At 63.1% G+C, this 1,082-nt stretch carries 1 protein-coding gene; it reads right to left on the bottom strand.

The window, feature by feature from the left end; genetic code table 11:
• Positions 1 to 979: IS481 family transposase (locus tag AC5RTS_RS16265; RefSeq protein WP_493993051.1), on the bottom strand; the 979-nt coding region annotated here is incomplete at its 3' end.
• Between the last annotated feature and the right edge of the window lie 103 nt (positions 980 to 1,082).

Here is a 1,082-nt window from a genome sequence, read left to right as displayed (position 1 = left end):
TGTAACTCTTACGGACGTTGTGAACGCGTTCGATAGGTGAGAGGCCCCCGATCCCGGTATGGGCTCGGTGATGATTGTAGTGATGAAGCCAGGCATCGTAATCAGCGATCCTGGCTTCTTCGCTCTTGTAAGGTCTCGCATACGCCCATTCGGTGGCCAGGGTGCGGTTGAACCGTTCCACCTTTCCGTTGGTCTGCGGCCGGTAGGGCCGGGTGAATTTGTGCTTGATACCCGGCCCCAGAGCCTGCGCGAAGGCCTGGGAGCGGTAGCAGGAACCGTTGTCCGTGAGCACGCGGAGAACGGTGATCCCGTGGCCTTCGAAGAACTCCCGGGCACGCTGCCAGAAGCCGGCAGCGGTGTCCTTTTTCTCATCCGTGAGGATTTCGGAGTAGGCCAGCCGGGAATGATCATCCACTGCGTGGTGCAGGTAGGCGTAACCGGGCCGGCGGTTGGCTTCGGTGCGGGTCTTGTTCCGGTTCCCCGCTGACCGCCCGATCATCCGGTGCCCGCCGCCTTCGGGGATGCGGCCGAGTTTCTTGATATCCACGTGCACCAGGTCTCCGGGATGCTTGTGTTCGTAGCGGACGGGTTTGGGCCGGCGGACCGGCAGTCCGGTGGCCTGGTCCAGGTGCGAGAGCCGGGGCATGCGGTACCGGCGCAGGACCTTCTCCACGGTGGACCGGGCCAGGTGCAGATGGTGGGCTATGCGGTGCGGTCCCCAGCGGCGGGTGAAGCGCAGCGCGAGGATCCGTCGTTCGGTCCGAGCCGGTGTTTGATGCGGGCAGAACAACGGCCGTGAGGAAAGATCATACATCCCCGCCGGTCCTCGGGCACGGTATCTGTCGGCCCATTTCTTCGCTGTTGCCGGTGAGCAGCTGAAGCGTTCGGCGGCCCGCCGCAGCGGCCATCGGGACTCGACCACGAGTTTTGCCAGGCGCAGTCGTCCGGTTTCGGTCAGGGGTGCGTTAGCGTGGGTCACGAGGGTCTCCGTTGGTCGGATGAGTGTGGTAACCCATATCGAACCGGAGACCCTCGCCTATTTAACTTTTGCCACGCCGTTCACAACCACCGTAAGAGTTACA

The sequence above is a fragment of the Arthrobacter sp. MDT1-49-2 genome (assembly GCF_059090185.1).
This window is presented reverse-complemented; position numbering and strand designations above follow the sequence as displayed.